This is a genomic window from Halalkalibacter oceani, assembly GCF_023715705.1.
GTDB classification, from domain to species: Bacteria; Bacillota; Bacilli; order Bacillales; family Bacillaceae_D; genus Halalkalibacter; species Halalkalibacter oceani_A.
Window position 1 is genome coordinate 1 of record NZ_JAMBOS010000084.1, and the last position, 473, is coordinate 473.

A 473-nucleotide genomic window follows, 5' to 3' on the forward strand; every position below is an offset into this window, starting at 1 on the left:
GCCTAAGCCGGCTGCAAAGAGGAATACGAGACGTGGAGCGCTGGCCATTCGCGACTTTCAGCGAGCGGTGCGCCGGCTCGAGAGGTCCTACCGGCACGGTGGCGAGGTCTGTCGGTCTAAGGTCTAGGCCGCAAGCTTTTCCACGCCCCGCATGAGAGACTCGCGCGATGCCAGCCTCTCGAGCTACGACCGCGCGCCCGCCGACATCCGGCCGGTGACGATCGACCCCGGCTTCGTCGAAAGCGCCGCTGGCTCGGCGCTGATCTCGATCGGCCGCACGCGGGTTATCTGCACCGCCTCGGTCCAGGAGCAGGTGCCGCGCTGGATGACGGGCAAGGGCAAAGGCTGGGTCACCGCCGAGTACGCGATGCTGCCGGCCTCGACCGGCGACCGCAAGCAGCGCGACATCTCGAAGGGAAAACAGGACGGGCGCGGGGTCGAGATCCAGCGCCTGATCGGCCGCTCGCTGCGCG

At 68.5% G+C, this 473-nt stretch carries 1 pseudogene; it reads left to right on the forward strand.

The annotated features are described in order from the left end of the window. Nucleotides 1-151 precede the first annotated feature (151 nt). Nucleotides 152-473: pseudogene (locus M3212_RS21745) on the forward strand (ribonuclease PH); the annotation flags it as partial.